Genomic DNA, 18,608 nt, shown 5'->3' with positions numbered 1-18,608 from the left:
AAAACAATGGAAATATAAAATGCCTACTGCGCAAGAAGTTTTAGATCGTCTGAAAGCTGGTAATCAACGATTTGTAAATGGAAATACTTCCCTTGCAAAAACCTTATCTCATCATGAACGCGCTGAAATGGCAAAGGATCAAAATCCGTTTGCGATTGTATTAGGTTGCTCAGATTCTCGTGTTCCAGCAGAAATGGTATTTGACCAAGGTCTTGGTGACTTATTCGTAATTCGTGTTGCTGGTAATGTTGTGGCACCTTCACAAGTCGGTAGTGTTGAGTTCGCAGCAGAACGCTATGACTGTCCGGTTGTAGTTGTATTAGGACACAGTCATTGTGGGGCAATTCAAGCGACAATTGATACGTTAATGAACCCTGATCAACCGCCATCAGCTAACTTGATGTCGATTGTGAACCGTGTTCGTCCATCAGTTGAAATTTTAATGCAAACTGACTTAAAAAATGATTTGAAAAAATTATCATGTCATGCAGTACGTTCAAACGTTTTTGCTTCGGTAAATCAATTACGTCATGGTTCAAGTGTCCTTGAAAGCTTGATCGCAAAAGGTGAGTTGATTGTTGTTGGTGCAGAGTATTCACTAGAAACTGGTGAAGTTACTTTTTTTGATTTCTGATTATATTAAAAATAATGCTTAAAACTAAAAGGTGCCTATAGGGCACCTTTTATGTATGGAAAAGCTAAATTAAGTAGTTTTGATTGTGCTTGTGCATTTGGATGAATCAAATCATTTTGCATAAGTTGTTTTTGACCAGCAACGCCATCTAGAAAGAACGGAAGCAATTTCACCTGATATTTTTGGCTTACAACTTTATAATTATTTTCAAAAGCTTTGCTATATGCAGCCCCATAATTTGGGGGAATTTTCATACCAAAAATAACAACTTTGGCTTTTTGTTTCTGGCTTAATTGAATGAGCTGATCCAGATTTTTTTGAATCATTTGAGGTGGTTGCCCACGCAAGCCGTCATTTCCGCCTAATTCAATCACGACTACATTTGGCTTATAGGTCTGCAATAATTTAGGTAATCGAGCTAAAGCTCCGCTTGTTGTTTCTCCACTAACACTTGCATTGACCACTTTGTGTTGTTTGGGATACTGTTGGTCTAAACGTTTTTGTAGTAATTGTACCCAACCTTGTTTGGGATCAATTCCATAACCGGCACTAATACTATCTCCTAAAATTAAAATAGTTTTCGCCGATACAAGCATGGGCAGCATACTTAATGAGATGAGCATGATGCTTTTAGAACCAATCAAAAAAGATTTATACATTTGTACTTCGACTCTGATTCTGAATACATAGGACTTTTTACATCATGCCACAACCCATCATTGCTGCCCATCAAGTTACACAAACTATTCAGATCAACCAAAATCAGTTTACGATTTTAAAAGATATCGATTTAGAGATTTTTGAAGGGGAACAGGTAGCAATTACAGGACGTTCCGGCTCAGGTAAATCAACCTTACTGGGAATTTTGGCGACTTTAGATCAACCGTCTGAAGGAGAAGTGTGGCTATGTGGTCAGGCAGTACATGAGTTAACCGAAGAACAACGCGCTCAAATTAGAATGCAGCATATTGGTTTCGTATTTCAGTCTTTTCAGCTTTTGCCTCAGTTGAGCGCACTTGAAAATGTCATGTTGCCCTTAAGGCTGCGTAAAGATTTCGATTATAAAACCGCAGAGAAAAAAGCGTTAGATTGGTTGCATCGAGTGGGACTTGGCCGTCAGGTGGAGCAAACTCCTAAAGTCTTATCTGGAGGAGAACAGCAACGTGTGGCAATTGCAAGGGCGCTCATTGCAGAACCACAAATTATTTTTGCGGATGAACCTACAGGAAACCTAGATGGTCAAACAGCTCAAGAAATTGAAAATCTGCTTTTTGATTTAAATCGAGAGTTAGGTACAACCCTTATTTTGGTTACACACGACCGTAACTTAGCAAGCTTTTGTCAGCGCCATGTTGAGTTAGATGACGGCCGATTAAAGACAGTACAGGGTGGTTAAATGATGCGTAATCTTCTAAAACCACTATTACTACAAAGTTTCCGCACGGGTGGTCTGTATCTACTTATTATTGCTTTATCGCTTGCGATTAGTGCCACAACCGCTCTGAAATTTAGCAATGACCAAGTTAAAAATGCTGTCAGTTTACAGGCTTCCCAAATGTTGGGGGCTGATTTAGTTCTGTCGAATAACGAACCGATAGAACAGTCATGGCAAAAAAGAGCAGAGCAGCTTGGTTTCAAACAAACCAATGTCACTATGTTTAGTTCTATGGCTCATACACAAGATCAGTTTGTCATGGTCAATGTGAAAGCAATAGAGCCTTTATTTCCACTAAGAGGCCAGCTTGAAATTGAGCCAACTACGCAAGGGATTCAGTCTGGTGAGGTGTGGCTAAGCCAAAGGGCGGCAGATTTATTAAAAGTAAAACTGGGTGATGCTGTTTCTATTGCGGATGGTACATTTCGTTTTAGCGGAGTGATTGTTCGTGATTCTAACCAAGAGTTAGGATTCTCTGGCTTTTCTCCTACGGTTATTATCCATCAAGCTGATATTGCTAAAACTCATGCAATTCAGACAGGCAGTAGAATTGACTATCGTTTATTAATGGCGGGTAAACCCGAACAGGTACAGACTTTTGCTAAGCAGTTTAAACAACAACATCAAACCACTAAAGATCTAGACGAAACAGCGGGTTTACGGTTACGCGATGCAAGTGAGTCGAATAGCAGATTATTACGTCCACTTGAAAACCTTGATACCTTTTTACAATTGGCCAATATTTTAACAATTTTATTGTGTGGTATTGCCATCGCTTTAACGAGTCAAAGATATGTTCAACAAAACCAAGATCACATTGCGCTCATCCGGTGTTTAGGGGGAAGTAAGTTCCAAATTTTATTGGCATATATTGGATTACTTTGTGTTGTTAGTGCGATTTCGATTGTTATAGGAAGCTTATTGGGGCTGATATTGGGCTATGGTCTGCTTCAACTCATGTTGCAATTAATTCCTCAATTGGAATTAAATTTTTCGGTAATACCACTTTTACTTGGGCCTTTGCCAATCGCCATTTTTACAAGTGTAATTGTTTTGCTTGGATTCATCTTGCCAAGCATTTGGGAGCTTTTAAATACACCTCCAATTCGTGTTATTCGTGAACAAGCAAAATCTCGAAAATCATTATTTTTTATGTTTTTTGCCGGCATTACTAGCCTCATTGTTTTTAGTTTGGTGTTGAGTGAAAACTTGATGCTCAGCATTATGGTTTTGGCTGCGATTATCGTTCTTTGTATTTTGCTTTACACCGCTGTCTGGTTATTGCTTCGTAGCCTAAAAAAGATGAAAAATCGTTTGTCTTTTTATATTCGCTCTCCATCCCAAAGCGCATTACAGATTACTGCTCTGGCTTTAGGATTAAGCCTTATTACAGTGTTAAGTGTATTAAGAACTGATTTATTAGAGCGTTGGCAGCAACAATTGCCAGAAGGAACGCCTAATCAGTTTGTTTATGGTTTGCCTCCATTTGATTTAAAAGCTTTTGAACAACAGTTGAAACAAAATGGTTGGCAGAGCACACCTTTATATCCCAATATCCGTGGCCGATTGCTAGCAAAAAATGAAGTACCTTTTTCTGAAGAAGCCATAAAACAAAATAACTCTTTACGTCGTGAGTTAAATTTAACTCAGTCTAATCAATTACCGAATGACAATGCCATTACAAATGGTCAAGCTCAGTTTACTGGTGTAGGGCAAGTTTCTGTTGAAAACAAAACGGCTGAAAGCCTTGGTATTCAAATTGGAGATAAGCTTACCTTTAGCTTGCCGGAAGGTAATTTACAGGCCAAAGTGGTTAATTTTCGAAGTGTAGAATGGGAAAGTTTTAGTCCTAACTTTTTCTTTATTTTTTCACCGAAAACTTTAGATGAAAATGCTGGAAGTTATTTAGGCAGCTTTTATGTGCCTAAGCAGGATCAACCAAAAATGATCAATATCATTCAGCAATTTTCGAATACGGTATTTATTGACGTCGATCGAATTTTAGATGAAGTAAAGCGTTTAATGAATGTTTTAGTGAAAATTGTGACCGTGCTGGCGGCTTTAGTGGGTTTCTCTGGGGTTTTAGTACTGATTGCATGCTTAAACTTATTAATGGATGAGCGACGCCGTGAAGTTGCTTTATTACGTTCATTTGGATTGTCTAAAAATAAAATGAAACAGATGCTCAGTCTTGAAGTTGGATTTTTAGGATTATTAGCAGGCATAGTTGCCTGCTGTTTTGCAGAAGTGATTAGTGCTATTGCAAGCTATAAAATGAATATGGCACTACAGTGGCATGTTGAAATATGGTTGATTTTACCAATTGGCATGATGCTGGTTTGTGCCCTGATAGGCCGTTATCGACTAGGCTATCTTTGTAACTTACCACCTTTACAAAGCTTAAGAGAACTAAACCAGCTGTAGCTTAAGGAATAATGTCAGGATTCTGGATGATGATTTCATGCCATAACGGAAGTAAAGGTGAGTTGAGTTGTACACAGTACATATAAAAACCACCTGTAATTACAACTGCTCCTAATAAGCTTAGAAGTTTGAGCGTATTTTTAAATTTGCTGACATAACTTAAGTACCACATCAGCGCAAGAAATGCTCCAATAATCATGCCGCCAATATGCGCGGCATTATTAATTCCCGTTGCGACAAAACCAAAAATAAGGTTGATTGCCATAATCATTAATAATGCTTTTTTATCGAGTATGTAGGCTTGATGAGGTAGCGGTGGAAATAAAGAAAGCACTGTTAACGCAGCACCTAATCCCATCACAGCACCCGAAGCACCTGCACTGACATGGGGAAGTAAGCTCTGGTCAAAATGTTGCAGCAATTCATGTCCATCTTGAATCGTCATATAACTACTTAAAAGGCTACCAAATAAGCCAGCGAGTAAGTACATCCCAATAAAATAGAAGCGACCAAATAGTGACTCAGTAACATTACCGAAAATATACAAGGCCCACATGTTAAGCATGAGATGAACTAAACCAAAATGAAAAAACATGCTGGTAAATAAACGTTCGGGCTGTCCAGAAAAAGTAAGTGGTGTAAAATCTGCACCCCAATGAATGGCATCTTTCATGGCTGGATCACTAATATCGACGCCTGATACAATTTGCCAGACAAACAAACCTACATTGATTGCGATGAGTAGGGCGGTCAGCCACCAATTTTGTACATTGAGTTTACGATTAATGTGCGGAGGCTGATATTGAGTCATGCTATGCTTTTGTTATATATGAACATGCTTTACAGCTTAACATGAAAAAAGTTGAATACAGGAGATCAGGACGAACATGAAAGCTTTTATTGTTCGCGTGTTGTTAATTTTTATTGGGGCGATTCTCCTTATTCAACTTTGGATTTTTTCGAGTTTAGTCTGGTGGCGGACACATGAAGTGGATACCACCATGTTCATGCGAATTGATTATTGGTCTGATACCTCTGAGCCAATCATCCATAAGTGGCTTGATTATGATGATATTAGTGACAATTTCAAACATGCGATTTTAGCGGGAGAAGATGCAAAATTTATTCATCATCATGGCTTTGACTGGCAGGGTATTCGTTTTGCCCTTGAGCGAAATAATGAAGAGGGTGAAGTTGTTGCGGGTGGTTCTACTGTGTCTCAACAGCTTGCAAAGAACTTGTTTTTATACAACAAACGTTCATTTATTCGTAAAGGCCAAGAAACAGTCGCGACTTGGATGATGGAGCGCATGTGGTCAAAACGTCGAATTCTTGAGGTGTATATGAACTCGGTTGAATTCGGCAAAAATCTGTATGGTATTGAAGCAGCTGCTCAGCATTATTATGGTAAAAGTGCTAAAAGCCTAACGCGTGAACAAGCTGCTTTCTTAGCCGCATTATTGCCTGATCCGAAATATTATCAAGATCACCGCAACGATCATAAACTACAATATAGAAAACGCGTTATTTTACGTTATATGAATAGCACCCAGATTCCTGAATAATGCTGTTTTAAAGATGTGTTAATTTTTTAGTTTTTACCAAATTGTCATATTTTTGCAGCATACTGGTTTTTAGAGATTTGGCTGGATAGAGAATTGAGTTAGACATGAATACAGCGATTACACCAACAACGACCCCAATAGAATATAGTTATAATGACCGTTATATCAATCGTGAATTGTCTATTCTTGACTTCCATTTGCGTGTATTGGAACAAGCGGTAGACCCTTTACATCCCTTACTTGAGCGAATGAATTTCTTACTCATTTTTTCACGTAATCTCGATGAGTTCTTTGAAATTCGTGTTGCCGGAGTGATGGAGCAATTTTCTCTAGGCAATGAGAGTCGTAGCCCAGATGGTCTTACGCCAAGACAGGTCTTACAAAAAATCTCTGAAACTGCCCATGCTGCGATTGAGCGTCAATATCGGATTTTAAATGAGGAAATCTTACCTAAGTTACGTGAAGAAGATATTTGCTTCTTACGTCGTGGTGAGTTAACTCCCGCCCAGTCTGCTTGGGTAAAAAAATATTTTCAGGAACAAGTTGCACCTGTATTAACACCAATTAGCCTAGATCCAGCACATCCATTTCCTAGACTTGTTAATAAAAGCCTGAACTTCATTATCACTCTTGAAGGTAAAGATGCTTTTGGTCGTCAAATTGATTTGGCTGTTGTACCTGCACCACGTTCATTGCCTCGCGTTGTACGACTACCAGATGAATTAACTGGTGGTAAAGAACATCATGTGATGTTATCGGCAATTATTCATGAGCATGTGTCTGATTTATTCCCGGGAATGACAGCAACTGGATGTTATCAATTCCGTGTTACACGTAATGCAGACTTGGCATTGAATGAAGATGTTGAAGACTTAGCTAAAGCATTAAAAGGTGAATTAAGTTCTCGTCGTTTTGGTCGTGCCGTTCGCTTGGAAGTAACCCATAATTGCCCACAGCATATTTATGAGTACTTACTGGAAGAGTTTGATTTAACCGATGAGCAATTATACAAAGTTGATGGTCCTGTAAACTTAGCTCGTCTGGTTTCAAATTTTAAACGCCCTCATTTGCGTTATGACTCGCATACGCCAGTTGTGCCTAAAGTGTTTAAAAAGACCGAGAGTATTTTCTCGGCAATGCAAAAACAGGATATTTTACTGCATCATCCGTTTGAATCTTTTGCGCCAGTTATTCAATTGCTACGTGAATCTGCGCGTGATCCGCAAGTCTTAGCCATCAAGCAAACGCTATATCGTAGTGGGGCTGATTCTGAAATTGTGCAAATTTTGGCTGAAGCGGCTCGTAATGGAAAAGAAGTTATTGCAGTTATTGAATTACGTGCTCGCTTTGATGAAGAATCAAATATTGAAGTAGCTAACGTTCTACAAGAGGCTGGGGCAGTCGTTGTTTACGGCATAGTCGGTTATAAAACTCACGCCAAAATGATCATGGTCGTGCGCCGTGAAAATAATAAACTGGTGCGTTACGTTCATTTAGGAACAGGTAACTACCATGCGATGAATGCTCGAATTTATACAGATTATGGTCTCATGACCACAGATAAAGATCTGTGTGAAGACGTACACCGTATATTCCAAGAATTGACCGGTATGGGCAAAATGGCGAAATTGAAAAAGCTATTACATGCACCATTTACCTTACATGCTCAGCTCATTAACTTTATTGATGAAGAAATTGCCAATGCTAAGGCAGGACGTAAAGCTCAAATCATTGTTAAAGTGAATGCATTAACCGAAGTTCAGTTAATCAATAAATTGTACGAAGCTTCTCAGGCGGGTGTTCAGATTGACCTGATTATCCGTTCGATTTGCTGTTTACGTCCAGGTTTACCTAACTTATCAGAGAATATTCGAGTGCGTTCAATTGTAGGACGTTTCCTTGAGCACACGCGCGTTTATTACTTTAGTAATAATGGTGATGCACGTATTTACTGTTCAAGTGCAGACTGGATGGACCGTAATTTATTTAATCGTGTTGAAGCATGTTTCCCAGTTGAAGACCCTGCGTTGAAAAAACGTATTTATCAACAAGGTTTGGTGAACTACTTACAAGATAATCAACAGGCATGGCTGTTACAAGGTGACGGTACTTGGATCCGTGCTGAGCCAGCAGAGGGTGAAAAGTTGCATAATGCTCAAAGGGCATTATTGGAAATCATTAAATAATGAACTCTCAAGATTAAATAAAAGCCGACATTTTGTCGGCTTTTTTAATTAACTGAAATTCAAAGTAATTTAGTTAGTTTTTCTAAATGGTTGCTGGATAAACGATAATAATTTGAAGCACTGCAATATGTTTTGAAAATATGTGATTTTTTACATAAAACATTGAATTTTAAAAATATACAAATCACAAGAAATCTACTTTAATACGCCGCATTAAATATACTTAACTTTGGTAAATGAATAAGATGCAATGCTTTATTAGAAGTTTACTTATTAAAATACTTTTGGGGATAATACCAGTGACCGCCTATGCAGATCAGAAGTGTTATGGGGATATCATCGTATTTCAAAGATTTGATGATCAAGCGATGTATCCTTATTTTGTAAATCCTTCTAATGATAAAGCGAAAAAAAGTGGGGAAAAAAATAAAACAATAGTCATCCAAAAAAGAAAACCAAAACAAGATGAGTTTTTAGCCCAAAAGAAAATTGAAGATGTTCACACAAAGAAAGTAGAAGAAAAGAAAAATTTTGACAATAAAAAGCAGCTTGATGCAGCGATCGCTAAAGAAATTTTGGAAAATGGTGAAAAGAAATGGATGGTACAAGTTGCATTGGCAGCTAATCAAAATAAGGCAAGTACAGTTCAGTCGCAGTTAGAAGCGAAAGGGTACAAGGTTGTAACCAGTGCAACGACTAAAGGAATACGAGTTATGGTAGACCCTGCAAATGACTATGCCATCGCACAAATTATTAGAGAAAAAATTATCGCTGATAATAGTTTGAATATGCCATCTGCTTGGGTATTTAAGTGGGCATCCTTGACACCTCAATAAAATAAAAAGGAGTCCGAAGACTCCTTTTTTTATTCATGTATTCTTGTCGTGATTTTCTGCATAATTTGCAGTAATACATCGAACTCACTTTGCAATGGTGTACTTTTACGAGTCACTAGCGCTAAAGTACGGCTCGGTGCATCTTCAATTGGTTTTGCAGTAATCTGATCATTAAACTTGATCATACTATTTTCAATTGCAATTTCTGGTAAAAGCGTAAAGCCTAAATCAGAAGAAACCATTTCAACTAACGTTGGTAAAGAGCTTGCTTTTAAACGGTTGTCGTTTTTACGCTCACCGATAGGGCAAGCACTCAAAACGTGGTCACGTAAACAGTGGCCTTCTTCAAGCAAGATTAATCTTGATAAATCAAGATCATCTAGAGAGTTTGCTTGAAGAGCATTCGTATCTTGTTTACTACATACAAGGTACAAATTTTCTTTCGAAATTTCAGCGACTTTTAGACCTCTGGTGTCAAACGGTAGAGCAAGAACGATCATGTCTAGATTACCGTGTTCTAGACGCTCTACAATTTTTTCACTTTGTGCTTCATGCAAATGCAGCTGAATTTTAGGTAGCTGCTGATGCACTTCATTAAGTAAGCGTGTCAGGATAAAAGGTGCAATGGTTGGAATAACACCCAAATGCAAATCACCCGTTAACGGCTCACTCATTTCACGGCTCAAACGCATTAAATCTTGAGCATCTGCTAGTAGTACACGGGCACGAGCAACGACTTGTTCACCTAAAGGTGTTAAACGCACATTCTGACGATCACGTTCTACCAGAACGCCACCTAATAATCGTTCAAGCTCCATGATGCCGCCTGATAACGTTGATTGAGTGACAAAAGAGCGGCGTGCTGCTTCAGTAAAATGCAAAGTTTCCGACAACGTAACTAAATATGATAGCTGTCTTAGTGAGGGTAATGCAGCCATAGTGTCCTAGTCTGATGATTTAAAATGATGCGCAAATAAACCGCTAAGCTGTGGAATAAAATGTGCAGGGATATCATGCCCCATTCCATCAATTAATTCAAACTTAGCACCGGAAATTGCTTTTGCTACAGCCTTACCGTGGCTAGGGGGAAGTAAGCGATCGCGAGAGCCATGTAAGACTAAAGCGGGTTGCTTAATTTCACGGTCCAGTTGTAGTAAGGAGCCTGTACATAATATTGCTAAAAACTGCTGAAGTACACCAGCAGGATAGTAGCTACGTTGATAAAGCTTACGCGCAGTTTGTATTGCTTCAATCTGGTTGATATAACCAGGTGAACCAATCAATTGAAATAGTTTTAAACTATGATTAACAATCCCTTCTTCGTCACGCGATTCGGGTTTGCCAATTAAACTCAAAAGTTGTTTCGGAAAAGGTGGTGGTAAAAAAGGCTGGTTATTGCTTGTAAACATGAGCCCTAATTTCTCAACCTTTTCTGGATATTTTGCTGCAAGAATTTGAGCAATCATCCCACCCATTGATGCACCAATCACATGCGCTTTGTTCACGCCTAAACGATCAATGAGCATAGATACATCATCTGCCATATCATGCAGAGTATAAGGTGCACCCTGATTAGTTAGCCCCAGTGCAAAGCGGCCCATCAATTTGACAGTATTTAACCGTTTACCTTCATGACGTACTTTTGAAGAAAGGCCAATATCACGGTTATCAAAACGAATAACACGAAATCCTTGATCAATCAGCGATTTACAGAAGAAATCTGGCCAAAAAAGCATTTGGGCACCAAGGCCCATAATCAGCAAAATGGTTGGATGTTCTGGTTTTCCACCTACTTCTACATGTAACTCAATTCCATTGCCTAAGTTGACTCTGGTTTCTTGCATGAAAGATGTGTACGGTGAAATGTTAAACTGTAAGGCGCTATTCATGTTATTCATTCCTTAAAGGAGTACTCTCTAAGTGAGTACTCCTGATACAAACCTTATGCTTGGGCTGGAATAAGATCTGGGACAAGCTTTGTCAAAGTTAAGCGTTGTTTACCTGCGGTTGCACCTAGCAATACAAAGCCACGCAATGTTCCTTCATTGTCAATTGCTTTGGCAAGCATACCATCGTCGAACTCTTCTGTTTCCCAGTTCACTTCTACATCAACCGGAGCTGGCAAAACTGTAAGTGGAGCAGCTGGCGTTTTTACTGCAACTGGCATTGCAGGGTAATGAACGGTAGTTTGTTGTCCACTGAGTGTTTTTGCGAGGGCACGAGCCTGTTGCATAATCGGCATAACATATGGAAGTAAAGTACCGTTTACCTCTGTGCAATCCCCAATTGCATAAATGTCTGCTTGACTTGTTTCTAGTAAACTATTGGTAATAATTCCACGGCTCGTTTGAATATCTGCACTTTTAGCAAGTGAAATATTTGGCTGTAAACCAATCGCAGAAAGAACAATGTCCGCAACCAATGTTTGTCCATTTGCGAGTGTTATCGCATAATCTTCGCCATTATTAATTTTGCTAACTTTTTCAACAGTGGTTCCGAGTGCAAATTTTACTCCAGCTTCCTCAAGATTTTGCTGGAAAGCAGAAGCAATATGTGCTGGCAGTAAACGACCTAATGGTTGCGGTGCTAAATCAATGACAGTGATGTCATATTCACTATGAAGTAAGTCGTTGGCAAATTCGCAACCAATTAAACCTGCACCCAAAATAACAACACGTTTGTCTTTACGCTGAGCTAGATTTTCACGAAAAGCACGGTAATCAATGAGTGAGTTCACAACATGAATGTCATCGCTACCATCACCGGCAATTGCAAGGCGAATTGGGTTAGCACCAACAGCTAAAATCAATTTTGAATAGGGTTGCTGAGAAGTTACACCATCTTTTTCAAGAACAAGCTCATGGCGTTCAGCTAAAATTTCTTTCACAAAGGTAAAAGGCTCAATACGCATATTGAGTTGAGTACCCATTTTTGTCGCATCGCCTAAAGGAATTTGTTCAGGTGCTTTTTTACCTGCAAATGCATTTGATAATGTTGGCTTTGCATAGTTCACTGCATCATCCGCACAAATCATCACAAGTTCTTGCTCTGGGCTAAGCTTACGGAACTCACGTGCTAAGGTATAACCCGCCATGCCTGATCCGATAATGACGATAGGATGCATTTTTTTCTCCAGAGTTAGAATTATTTATTTAATACGGTGATTGGTAATATTCGTAAAAAAGACCATGTCGATCATGGCCTTTTACTTTACGTTCTTAGATTTCGATCATTTCGAAGTCAGCTTTTGAAACGCCGCAATCAGGGCAAGTCCAGTCATCTGGAATATCGTCCCATTTTGTTCCAGCTGCAATGCCGTCTTGTGGCCAACCTTCCGCTTCGTCATAAATCCATCCACAAACGATACATTGATATTTTTTCATGAGACTCTCCGCACTGATAAGTTTGCTCAAAGCTGCCTTTCAGTAAAACTATTCCATCTATTAATAATGTAACTACGATCCGGTCAATAATAACCAATGTGCCTTTGATCGGATATCAAATTTTTACGCAGTTCTACATTCAAAGTAAAGTAAATAACGGAGTTTAATCATTCGTAAGCAAAGATGAATGGCAGGTTAGGACAAATAAGTGGTTATTTAGGCAAAACTTCGCCATAAACTAATAATAACTAATGCATTCTTACAGTTAATTTTAGACTTAATTTTATTGATGAAAATATCTTGAAATAAAGAGCATCTCATAATTTAAAAGATTCATCTCATACGAAAGCTAAATAACAACAAACTATGATGTGACAGAATGTCATTATTAAAATCGAAAATTAAAATTTGCTGTCTTTAAGGCGGTATAAATCAGGGAAGTGAAATATGGAAAATTTAGTATATGAATTGGAAATTGAGGCACCTATAGAAAAAGTATGGGACATACTTTGGAATAGCGAGACATATAACGCTTGGACGAAATTCTTTGCGCCGGATTCCTCCATGCGTACCGACTGGCAAATAGGGGGTAAAACTTATTTTCTTGACGGTGAAGGAAATGGCATGGTTTCAACGATTGAACAAATGCAAAAACCGGAAATATTAATTTTTAAACATTTAGGAATGATTAAGGAGGGTAAGGAAGATTTAGAAAGTGAAGAGGTTAAAGGGTGGAGTGGTTCCTTAGAAAAATATTTTCTAACCCAAAAAGATAATATCAGCACTTTAAAAGTTGAATTGGCTACCTTACCTGAATATATGGGCATGTTGAAAAGTGGCTTTGTTCAAGGTTTTGAGGTGGTTAAAAAAATGGCAGAAGCAAAATAGAGCTTCGTTTATTTACGTATAAAAACGTTTTTTCAAAAATCAAACTATATAAATCTAAGCCAAATATTTTTTATAAATTTTCATAATGAGATCATTAAGTCGTGAAGGATAGGCCAAGCGATGATGCCCACCTTCAAAAGTTTCAATATTCATATAAGGAGCAAGTTTTTCTTGGACCTGATACATATCAAGTTGCTCATCTCCTAACTCTAAATAAGCCATTTTAGGGTTAGAGAGAGTGAGTTCGTCTTCAGAAAGTTGAGGATAGTCAGTCCGAAAGTTAGGTGTAAGACTTGGATTCGCCACAATAACAGCTAATTTATGTTGAGCAGCAGTTTTTAGCGCCCAATAGCCTCCAATGCTATGGCCCACCAATAAATCTGGTTTGATCGTCTGAATAACCTGATGGTAAAAGTACTCAACAGATGCATAACTTAAGTTACGATAGTCGACGTCAATACAAAATTTTTCAGGATGTAAAATGGCATGGAACTTTGTCGATTCACGAGAAGAATCCAAGCCATGTAAAAATAGAATTTTCATTATTTGCTACACAATCTCATTGATAAAATAAAAGGCAAATAGGGCCTTTTGAATATCGAGGTTATTTGGATTTTTTTATATTTTACTAAATGCTTTAAAAAATGATCTTAGCGATTGGTCTAAGTCATTTTACCTTTAAAAAGTAGTGTTCGGTTCTATAAAATTGTCTTTTTTCATTTTTGTTTGATTGAAATCATTCGAAAAACTCCCGCAATCTGTTAAGATATAGCCCTTAATTTTTACTTAATCGAGGCAGAGATGACGCAACAAAACGCTCAATCGACTTCTGAACCAACTATTTCCGAAAACGATTTAATTGCACAGCGTCATGCCAAATTAAAGCAAATCCAAGATGTTGCGAAGGAAACTGGAAAGAGTCCTTGGCCGAATACTTTTAAGCGTGAACATTACGCTGCTGATCTACAAGAACAATTTAAAGATCAGTCGAAAGAACAAATTGAAAGCGCTGAGCATGTCTATGTAAAAATTGCTGGTCGTGTCATGTTAAACCGTGGTTCTTTCATGGTTATTCAAGATATGACAGGTCGTATTCAGTTATATGTTGACCGTAAAGGTTTACCAAAAGATATCCTCGAGACCATTAAAGGTTTAGATCTTGGTGACATTATTGCTGCTGAAGGTTATATCGGACGCTCAGGAAAAGGTGACTTGTATGTTCACCTTGAAGGTTTTGAGCTTTTAACGAAATCGCTTCGCCCGTTACCAGATAAATTCCATGGTTTAAATGACACAGAAGTTAAGTATCGTAAACGTTATCTTGACTTAATTGTGAATGAAGAAACACGTAAAACTTTTGAAATCCGCGCCAAAGTCGTTGCTGGAATTCGAGCATTTTTAAACAATGAACGTTTCATGGAAGTTGAAACGCCAATGATGCATGTGATTCCGGGTGGTGCGTCTGCACGTCCGTTTGAAACACATCATAATGCTTTGGATATGCCTTTATTCTTGCGTATTGCACCTGAGCTTTACTTAAAGCGTTTGGTTGTTGGTGGTTTTGAGCGTGTGTTTGAAATTAACCGTAACTTCCGTAACGAAGGTGTTTCAACACGTCATAACCCTGAATTTACGATGATCGAGTTTTATCAAGCTTACGCTGACTATAAAGACTTGATGGCATTAACTGAAAATATGATTGAAAAGTTGGCCTTGGATATTTTAGGTACAACTGATGTGCCTTACCAAGGTGAAGTGTTTAGCTTCAAAGGGCCATACAAAAAAATCTCTATGTTTGATGCGATTTTAGAGAATAACCCACAATTTACACCTGAAAATGTTGGTGACCGTGAGTTTCTTGCTCAATTTATTCGTGAAGAATTAAAAGAACAAATTAAGCCTGGTTTTGGTTTAGGTAAGCTTCAAACTATCGTATTTGAAGAAACAGTTGAAACTAAACTTCGTCAGCCAACGTTTATTACTGAATACCCAGCTGAAACATCTCCGCTGGCTCGTCGTAATGATGACAATCCACATGTTACTGATCGTTTTGAGTTTTTCATCGGTGGTCGTGAATTGGCAAATGGTTTCAGCGAGTTAAACGATCCAATTGATCAGGCTGAGCGTTTCCAAGCCCAAGTTGCAGAGAAAGATGCTGGTGATGATGAAGCAATGCATTACGATGCAGAGTTTGTTGAAGCGCTTGAATATGGTTTACCACCTACAGCGGGTGAAGGTATTGGTATTGACCGTTTAGTCATGTTATTTGCCGATGCACCAAGTATTCGTGATGTAATTTTATTCCCGCACATGCGTCGTAAAGAAGGTTAATCTTCTAAACGCAAAAAAGGCAGTATTTATACTGCCTTTTTTATTACTTTTATATCTCAAAAACTTACCTATCTACACTAATCTTAAAATAGCGTTAAAAAATGTAATTGCACAGTTTAACAATTGCAAAGTTGTGATAAAAAATTTAAGGTGTTGCTCATAAATAACTTTGAGAATTGGCTGGCATGTTTCTAAGAAAAACACTTTCGATTGCAATATTGGCAACTGCTTCATCCGCTATTTTTGCACAAGGTTTGGTGCTAAATAATGAGGACTTACGTACAGACTTAAGTTGGTTGAATCAACAAGGTGTTATCAAGATTAGCACCTCAACTTGGCCATTAAGTGGTGATGAAATCCAGAGAGCACTCTCTCAAGCACAAGTGACGCATCCAGCTCAACAAAAAGTTATTAATTCAGTTCTTGATGCATTAAAAGCAGATAACAATACGGTTAAAGTGGGCGCTTTTGCTGAAACTGATATCAAAAATATTCCGCAAGCATTTGGTGATAATCAAAAAGCTCAATATCAAGGTTCTTTAGAGTTTAATGCCGGCGGTGAAAACTGGGATGCAAAAATCCGAGTAAATGCAGAAAAAGACCCACAAATTGATAATGGGCAAGATGTGAATGTTGAAGGTTCATATGTGGCGGGTAAACTTTGGAATCAGTGGGTAGTTGCGGGTCAAATTCCAACATGGTGGGGTCCAGGCCATGATGGTAGCTTAATTCGTGGTGATGCTAGCCGCCCAGTTTATGGTGTAACTGCACAACGTGCTGTACAAAATGCTTTTGATACAAAATGGTTATCTTGGATTGGGCCTTGGCAATATCAAGCTTTTGCTGGTCAATTAGATGACTATAAATCAGTTCCAGATGCTAAGTTAATTGGCTTGCGTGTAACTGCACAACCATTACCATATATTGAGTTAGGCGCATCGCGTGCTATTCAATGGGGTGGTGATGGACGTCCTGAAAGTTTTAGCTCTTTATGGGATGCATTTGTCGGCAATAAAGATAATGGCGGAACGGGTGAACCAGATCCATCAAACCAAATTGCTGGCTTTGATGGTCGCTTATTATTACAACCACTATTCCAAGTTCCAGTTAGTATATATGGACAATATGTAGGTGAAGATGAAGCGGGCGGTTTACCTTCTAAGAAAATGTACTTAGCAGGTGTGGACTATTCATCTAGCTACAATAACTTGCCTTATCAACTTTATGCAGAATGGGCAGATACACGTACTAATGGTGATGTAAGAGGTATCTCTTATGCTCATTCAACTTATAAAGATGGTTATTACCAACATGGTTACCCATTAGGACACGCGATGGGTGGTGATGGGCAAATGTATTCAGTGGGTGGTGATATCCGCTTTGATGTCATGAACCGTTTAAGTGGTCGTGCTATGGTGGTTAAGGTTAACCAATCTAACCGGATAATTAATAAAGCGTTCCCTAAAGATGATGAAATTAAAGCCCTTGATTTAACTTGGACGCATTATATCAAACCTGATCTTCCATTAAAAATTAATGGCTGGGTAAGTGATTCTGATTTAGAAGGTAATGACGCGGGCGCATCTATTGGTATTGAAATTCCATTAGAACGTAAAATGTTCGGTTTCTAAGAGTAGATCATGTTTTAGAAAAGAGAAGCTAACAAAGCTTCTCTTTTTTTATGGTTTTTAGAGAAATCTAAAGAGTAGATCATGATTTGCTTAAGTTGGCTGCACAAGCTACGATTGCAAAGTTGTGCAAGTGAATCAGCATATTATATGTATATGATGAAATCGAATATCAATATGAAAAAACAAGCAAAAGGAATCGGTTTTAAATCACTATAATGCATAACTAATGCTATAAGCCATATAAAGGCTTGTGGTTGGATTATTTATCACGAAAAATTGGAGTTGTTATGGCACTCGTTCCTCCACATGGTCTTCTACGTGGTGGTTTAATACCACTTCTAGATTTTATGGGCAAAATGGATAGAGAAGGGCGTGTTCATGACTGAATCAAGACTTACACATCTCAAGCAACTTGAAGCTGAAAGCATTCATATTATCCGTGAAGTTGCTGCTGAATTTGAAAATCCGGTAATGCTTTACTCGATTGGTAAAGACTCTGCGGTAATGCTTCATCTTGCGTTAAAAGCGTTTTACCCAGCTAAACTTCCATTCCCATTATTACATGTAGATACTGGGTGGAAATTTAAAGAAATGATTTCATTTCGCGATAACATGGCAAAAACGCATGGCTTTGATTTAATCGTTCATCAGAACAAAGAAGGTCGCGAAGCTGGTATTAATCCATTCGATCATGGTAGCTCAAAATACACAGATATTATGAAAACCCAAGCTTTGAAACAGGCTTTGGATAAATATCAATTTGATGCTGCTTTTGGTGGTGCACGCCGTGATGAAGAAAAATCACGTGCGAAAGAGCGTGTTTATTCATTCCGTGATAGTAAACACCGTTGGGACCCTAAAAACCAGCGTCCTGAACTTTGGAATCTTTACAATGGTAAAGTGAACAAAGGTGAAAGTATTCGTGTATTCCCTTTATCTAACTGGACTGAGTTGGATATCTGGCAATATATCTATTTAGAAAATATTCAAATCGTTCCTCTTTATTTCTCTGCTGTTCGTCCAGTAGTAGAGCGTAGTGGTACGTTAATCATGGTTGATGATGAACGTATGCGCTTAAAAGAAGGTGAAGTTCCACAGATGAAGTCTGTACGTTTCCGTACGCTTGGCTGTTATCCATTAACTGGTGCAGTTGAGTCTGAAGCAGATACGTTACCTGAAATTATCCAAGAGATGCTTTTAGCCACTAGTTCTGAGCGTCAAGGTCGTATGATTGACCATGATGAAGCGGGCTCAATGGAAAAGAAAAAGCAAGAAGGCTATTTCTAAGACAATTT

General features: G+C 38.4%; 19 protein-coding genes. 11 read left to right on the top strand and 8 right to left on the bottom strand.

The features are described from left to right. Positions 1-19 precede the first annotated feature (19 nt). The gene (locus tag BMW38_RS09970; protein ID WP_017388743.1) at positions 20-634 is read left to right on the top strand and encodes a carbonic anhydrase; all 615 of its coding nucleotides are present in this window, start codon (positions 20-22) and stop codon (positions 632-634) included. Positions 635-669: 35 nt separating this feature from the next. Here the strand turns inward: BMW38_RS09970 and BMW38_RS09965 are convergent, their stop codons facing one another. Beyond that, positions 670-1,293 carry an arylesterase gene (locus BMW38_RS09965; protein WP_003653065.1) on the bottom strand — a complete coding sequence of 208 codons (624 nt, stop codon included), beginning with the start codon at positions 1,291-1,293 and terminating at the stop codon, positions 670-672. 44 nt (positions 1,294-1,337) lie between these two features. Here BMW38_RS09965 and BMW38_RS09960 point away from each other — a divergent pair, with 44 nt between their 5' ends. Continuing rightward, positions 1,338-2,030 carry an ABC transporter ATP-binding protein gene (locus BMW38_RS09960; RefSeq protein ID WP_092707588.1) on the top strand — a complete coding sequence of 231 codons (693 nt, stop codon included), beginning with the start codon at positions 1,338-1,340 and terminating at the stop codon, positions 2,028-2,030. 3 nt (positions 2,031-2,033) lie between these two features. After that, on the top strand, positions 2,034-4,493 hold the full coding sequence (locus BMW38_RS09955) for an ABC transporter permease (RefSeq protein ID WP_092707752.1): 2,460 nt from the start codon (positions 2,034-2,036) through the stop codon (positions 4,491-4,493). A 1-nt stretch (position 4,494) separates the two neighbouring features. On the opposite strand, the gene BMW38_RS09950 is transcribed toward BMW38_RS09955, so the two are convergent. Beyond that, the gene (locus tag BMW38_RS09950; protein ID WP_092707586.1) at positions 4,495-5,304 is read right to left on the bottom strand and encodes a rhomboid family intramembrane serine protease; all 810 of its coding nucleotides are present in this window, start codon (positions 5,302-5,304) and stop codon (positions 4,495-4,497) included. Between the two features lie 76 nt (positions 5,305-5,380). On the opposite strand from BMW38_RS09950, the gene mtgA reads away from it, so the two are divergent. Continuing rightward, positions 5,381-6,058, top strand: coding sequence for a monofunctional biosynthetic peptidoglycan transglycosylase (gene mtgA, locus BMW38_RS09945; RefSeq protein ID WP_005042244.1), 678 nt, complete (start codon positions 5,381-5,383; stop codon positions 6,056-6,058). Between the two features lie 104 nt (positions 6,059-6,162). Beyond that, positions 6,163-8,244 (top strand): polyphosphate kinase 1, encoded by a 2,082-nt coding sequence (ppk1, locus tag BMW38_RS09940; protein WP_092707584.1) that lies wholly within the window; start codon positions 6,163-6,165, stop codon positions 8,242-8,244. 59 nt (positions 8,245-8,303) lie between these two features. On the opposite strand, the gene BMW38_RS09935 is transcribed toward ppk1, so the two are convergent. After that, positions 8,304-8,432, bottom strand: a complete 129-nt coding sequence (locus BMW38_RS09935; protein WP_081399186.1) for a hypothetical protein — start codon at positions 8,430-8,432, stop codon at positions 8,304-8,306. Positions 8,433-8,489: 57 nt separating this feature from the next. Here BMW38_RS09935 and BMW38_RS09930 point away from each other — a divergent pair, with 57 nt between their 5' ends. Then, positions 8,490-9,080: an SPOR domain-containing protein gene (locus BMW38_RS09930; RefSeq protein ID WP_213031143.1), complete on the top strand. Its 591-nt coding sequence runs from the start codon at positions 8,490-8,492 to the stop codon at positions 9,078-9,080. Positions 9,081-9,109: 29 nt separating this feature from the next. Here BMW38_RS09930 and oxyR read toward each other — a convergent pair whose 3' ends face one another. The 4 genes from oxyR to rubA form a co-directional block, all read right to left on the bottom strand. Continuing rightward, the gene (gene oxyR / locus BMW38_RS09925; protein ID WP_003653052.1) at positions 9,110-10,018 is read right to left on the bottom strand and encodes a LysR family transcriptional regulator OxyR; all 909 of its coding nucleotides are present in this window, start codon (positions 10,016-10,018) and stop codon (positions 9,110-9,112) included. A gap of 6 nt (positions 10,019-10,024) precedes the next feature. Further along, positions 10,025-10,969: an esterase EstB gene (estB, locus tag BMW38_RS09920; protein WP_213031138.1), complete on the bottom strand. Its 945-nt coding sequence runs from the start codon at positions 10,967-10,969 to the stop codon at positions 10,025-10,027. A gap of 53 nt (positions 10,970-11,022) precedes the next feature. Then, entirely contained in the window at positions 11,023-12,204 is a 1,182-nt protein-coding gene (gene rubB, locus BMW38_RS09915; RefSeq protein WP_092707582.1) for a rubredoxin reductase RubB, read from the bottom strand. 94 nt (positions 12,205-12,298) lie between these two features. Next, positions 12,299-12,463 carry a rubredoxin RubA gene (gene rubA, locus BMW38_RS09910; RefSeq protein WP_092707580.1) on the bottom strand — a complete coding sequence of 55 codons (165 nt, stop codon included), beginning with the start codon at positions 12,461-12,463 and terminating at the stop codon, positions 12,299-12,301. Between the two features lie 447 nt (positions 12,464-12,910). Here rubA and BMW38_RS09905 point away from each other — a divergent pair, with 447 nt between their 5' ends. Further along, positions 12,911-13,351, top strand: coding sequence for an SRPBCC family protein (locus BMW38_RS09905; RefSeq protein WP_092707578.1), 441 nt, complete (start codon positions 12,911-12,913; stop codon positions 13,349-13,351). A gap of 54 nt (positions 13,352-13,405) precedes the next feature. Here the strand turns inward: BMW38_RS09905 and BMW38_RS09900 are convergent, their stop codons facing one another. After that, positions 13,406-13,894, bottom strand: a complete 489-nt coding sequence (locus BMW38_RS09900; RefSeq protein ID WP_005042228.1) for a YqiA/YcfP family alpha/beta fold hydrolase — start codon at positions 13,892-13,894, stop codon at positions 13,406-13,408. 258 nt (positions 13,895-14,152) lie between these two features. Here BMW38_RS09900 and lysS point away from each other — a divergent pair, with 258 nt between their 5' ends. The 4 genes from lysS (at position 14,153) to cysD (ending at position 18,600) form a co-directional block, all read left to right on the top strand. Beyond that, a complete protein-coding gene (gene lysS, locus BMW38_RS09895; RefSeq protein WP_092707576.1) occupies positions 14,153-15,682 on the top strand; it encodes a lysine--tRNA ligase in 1,530 nt (509 codons plus the stop codon). Positions 15,683-15,867: 185 nt separating this feature from the next. Next, positions 15,868-17,313: a capsule assembly Wzi family protein gene (locus BMW38_RS09890; protein WP_092707574.1), complete on the top strand. Its 1,446-nt coding sequence runs from the start codon at positions 15,868-15,870 to the stop codon at positions 17,311-17,313. A gap of 254 nt (positions 17,314-17,567) precedes the next feature. Continuing rightward, the gene (locus BMW38_RS09885) at positions 17,568-17,699 is read left to right on the top strand and encodes a hypothetical protein (protein WP_080026499.1); all 132 of its coding nucleotides are present in this window, start codon (positions 17,568-17,570) and stop codon (positions 17,697-17,699) included. Further along, entirely contained in the window at positions 17,692-18,600 is a 909-nt protein-coding gene (gene cysD / locus BMW38_RS09880) for a sulfate adenylyltransferase subunit CysD (protein ID WP_004641806.1), read from the top strand. The genes BMW38_RS09885 and cysD overlap by 8 nt, the downstream gene beginning before the upstream one ends. Positions 18,601-18,608: the final 8 nt, after the last annotated feature.

This window comes from Acinetobacter sp. yr461, from assembly GCF_900110445.1.
GTDB classification, from domain to species: domain Bacteria; phylum Pseudomonadota; class Gammaproteobacteria; order Pseudomonadales; family Moraxellaceae; genus Acinetobacter; species Acinetobacter calcoaceticus.
Note: the sequence above shows the minus strand (reverse complement) of the source record. Positions and strands in the feature narration are given on the sequence as shown.

What these genes read in the sequence shown, in the direction of transcription:
- BMW38_RS09970 (WP_017388743.1), top strand. Translation starts at nt 20, where the DNA reads ATGCCTACTGCGCAAGAAGTTTTAGATCGTCTGAAAGCTGGTAATCAA.
- BMW38_RS09965 (WP_003653065.1), bottom strand. Translation starts at nt 1,293, where the DNA reads ATGTATAAATCTTTTTTGATTGGTTCTAAAAGCATCATGCTCATCTCA.
- BMW38_RS09900 (WP_005042228.1), bottom strand. Translation starts at nt 13,894, where the DNA reads ATGAAAATTCTATTTTTACATGGCTTGGATTCTTCTCGTGAATCGACA.
- cysD (WP_004641806.1), top strand. Translation starts at nt 17,692, where the DNA reads ATGACTGAATCAAGACTTACACATCTCAAGCAACTTGAAGCTGAAAGC.
- mtgA (WP_005042244.1), top strand. Translation starts at nt 5,381, where the DNA reads ATGAAAGCTTTTATTGTTCGCGTGTTGTTAATTTTTATTGGGGCGATT.
- BMW38_RS09905 (WP_092707578.1), top strand. Translation starts at nt 12,911, where the DNA reads ATGGAAAATTTAGTATATGAATTGGAAATTGAGGCACCTATAGAAAAA.
- ppk1 (WP_092707584.1), top strand. Translation starts at nt 6,163, where the DNA reads ATGAATACAGCGATTACACCAACAACGACCCCAATAGAATATAGTTAT.
- rubA (WP_092707580.1), bottom strand. Translation starts at nt 12,463, where the DNA reads ATGAAAAAATATCAATGTATCGTTTGTGGATGGATTTATGACGAAGCG.
- oxyR (WP_003653052.1), bottom strand. Translation starts at nt 10,018, where the DNA reads ATGGCTGCATTACCCTCACTAAGACAGCTATCATATTTAGTTACGTTG.
- BMW38_RS09950 (WP_092707586.1), bottom strand. Translation starts at nt 5,304, where the DNA reads ATGACTCAATATCAGCCTCCGCACATTAATCGTAAACTCAATGTACAA.
- BMW38_RS09955 (WP_092707752.1), top strand. Translation starts at nt 2,034, where the DNA reads ATGCGTAATCTTCTAAAACCACTATTACTACAAAGTTTCCGCACGGGT.
- estB (WP_213031138.1), bottom strand. Translation starts at nt 10,969, where the DNA reads ATGAATAGCGCCTTACAGTTTAACATTTCACCGTACACATCTTTCATG.
- BMW38_RS09930 (WP_213031143.1), top strand. Translation starts at nt 8,490, where the DNA reads ATGCAATGCTTTATTAGAAGTTTACTTATTAAAATACTTTTGGGGATA.
- lysS (WP_092707576.1), top strand. Translation starts at nt 14,153, where the DNA reads ATGACGCAACAAAACGCTCAATCGACTTCTGAACCAACTATTTCCGAA.
- rubB (WP_092707582.1), bottom strand. Translation starts at nt 12,204, where the DNA reads ATGCATCCTATCGTCATTATCGGATCAGGCATGGCGGGTTATACCTTA.
- BMW38_RS09890 (WP_092707574.1), top strand. Translation starts at nt 15,868, where the DNA reads ATGTTTCTAAGAAAAACACTTTCGATTGCAATATTGGCAACTGCTTCA.
- BMW38_RS09960 (WP_092707588.1), top strand. Translation starts at nt 1,338, where the DNA reads ATGCCACAACCCATCATTGCTGCCCATCAAGTTACACAAACTATTCAG.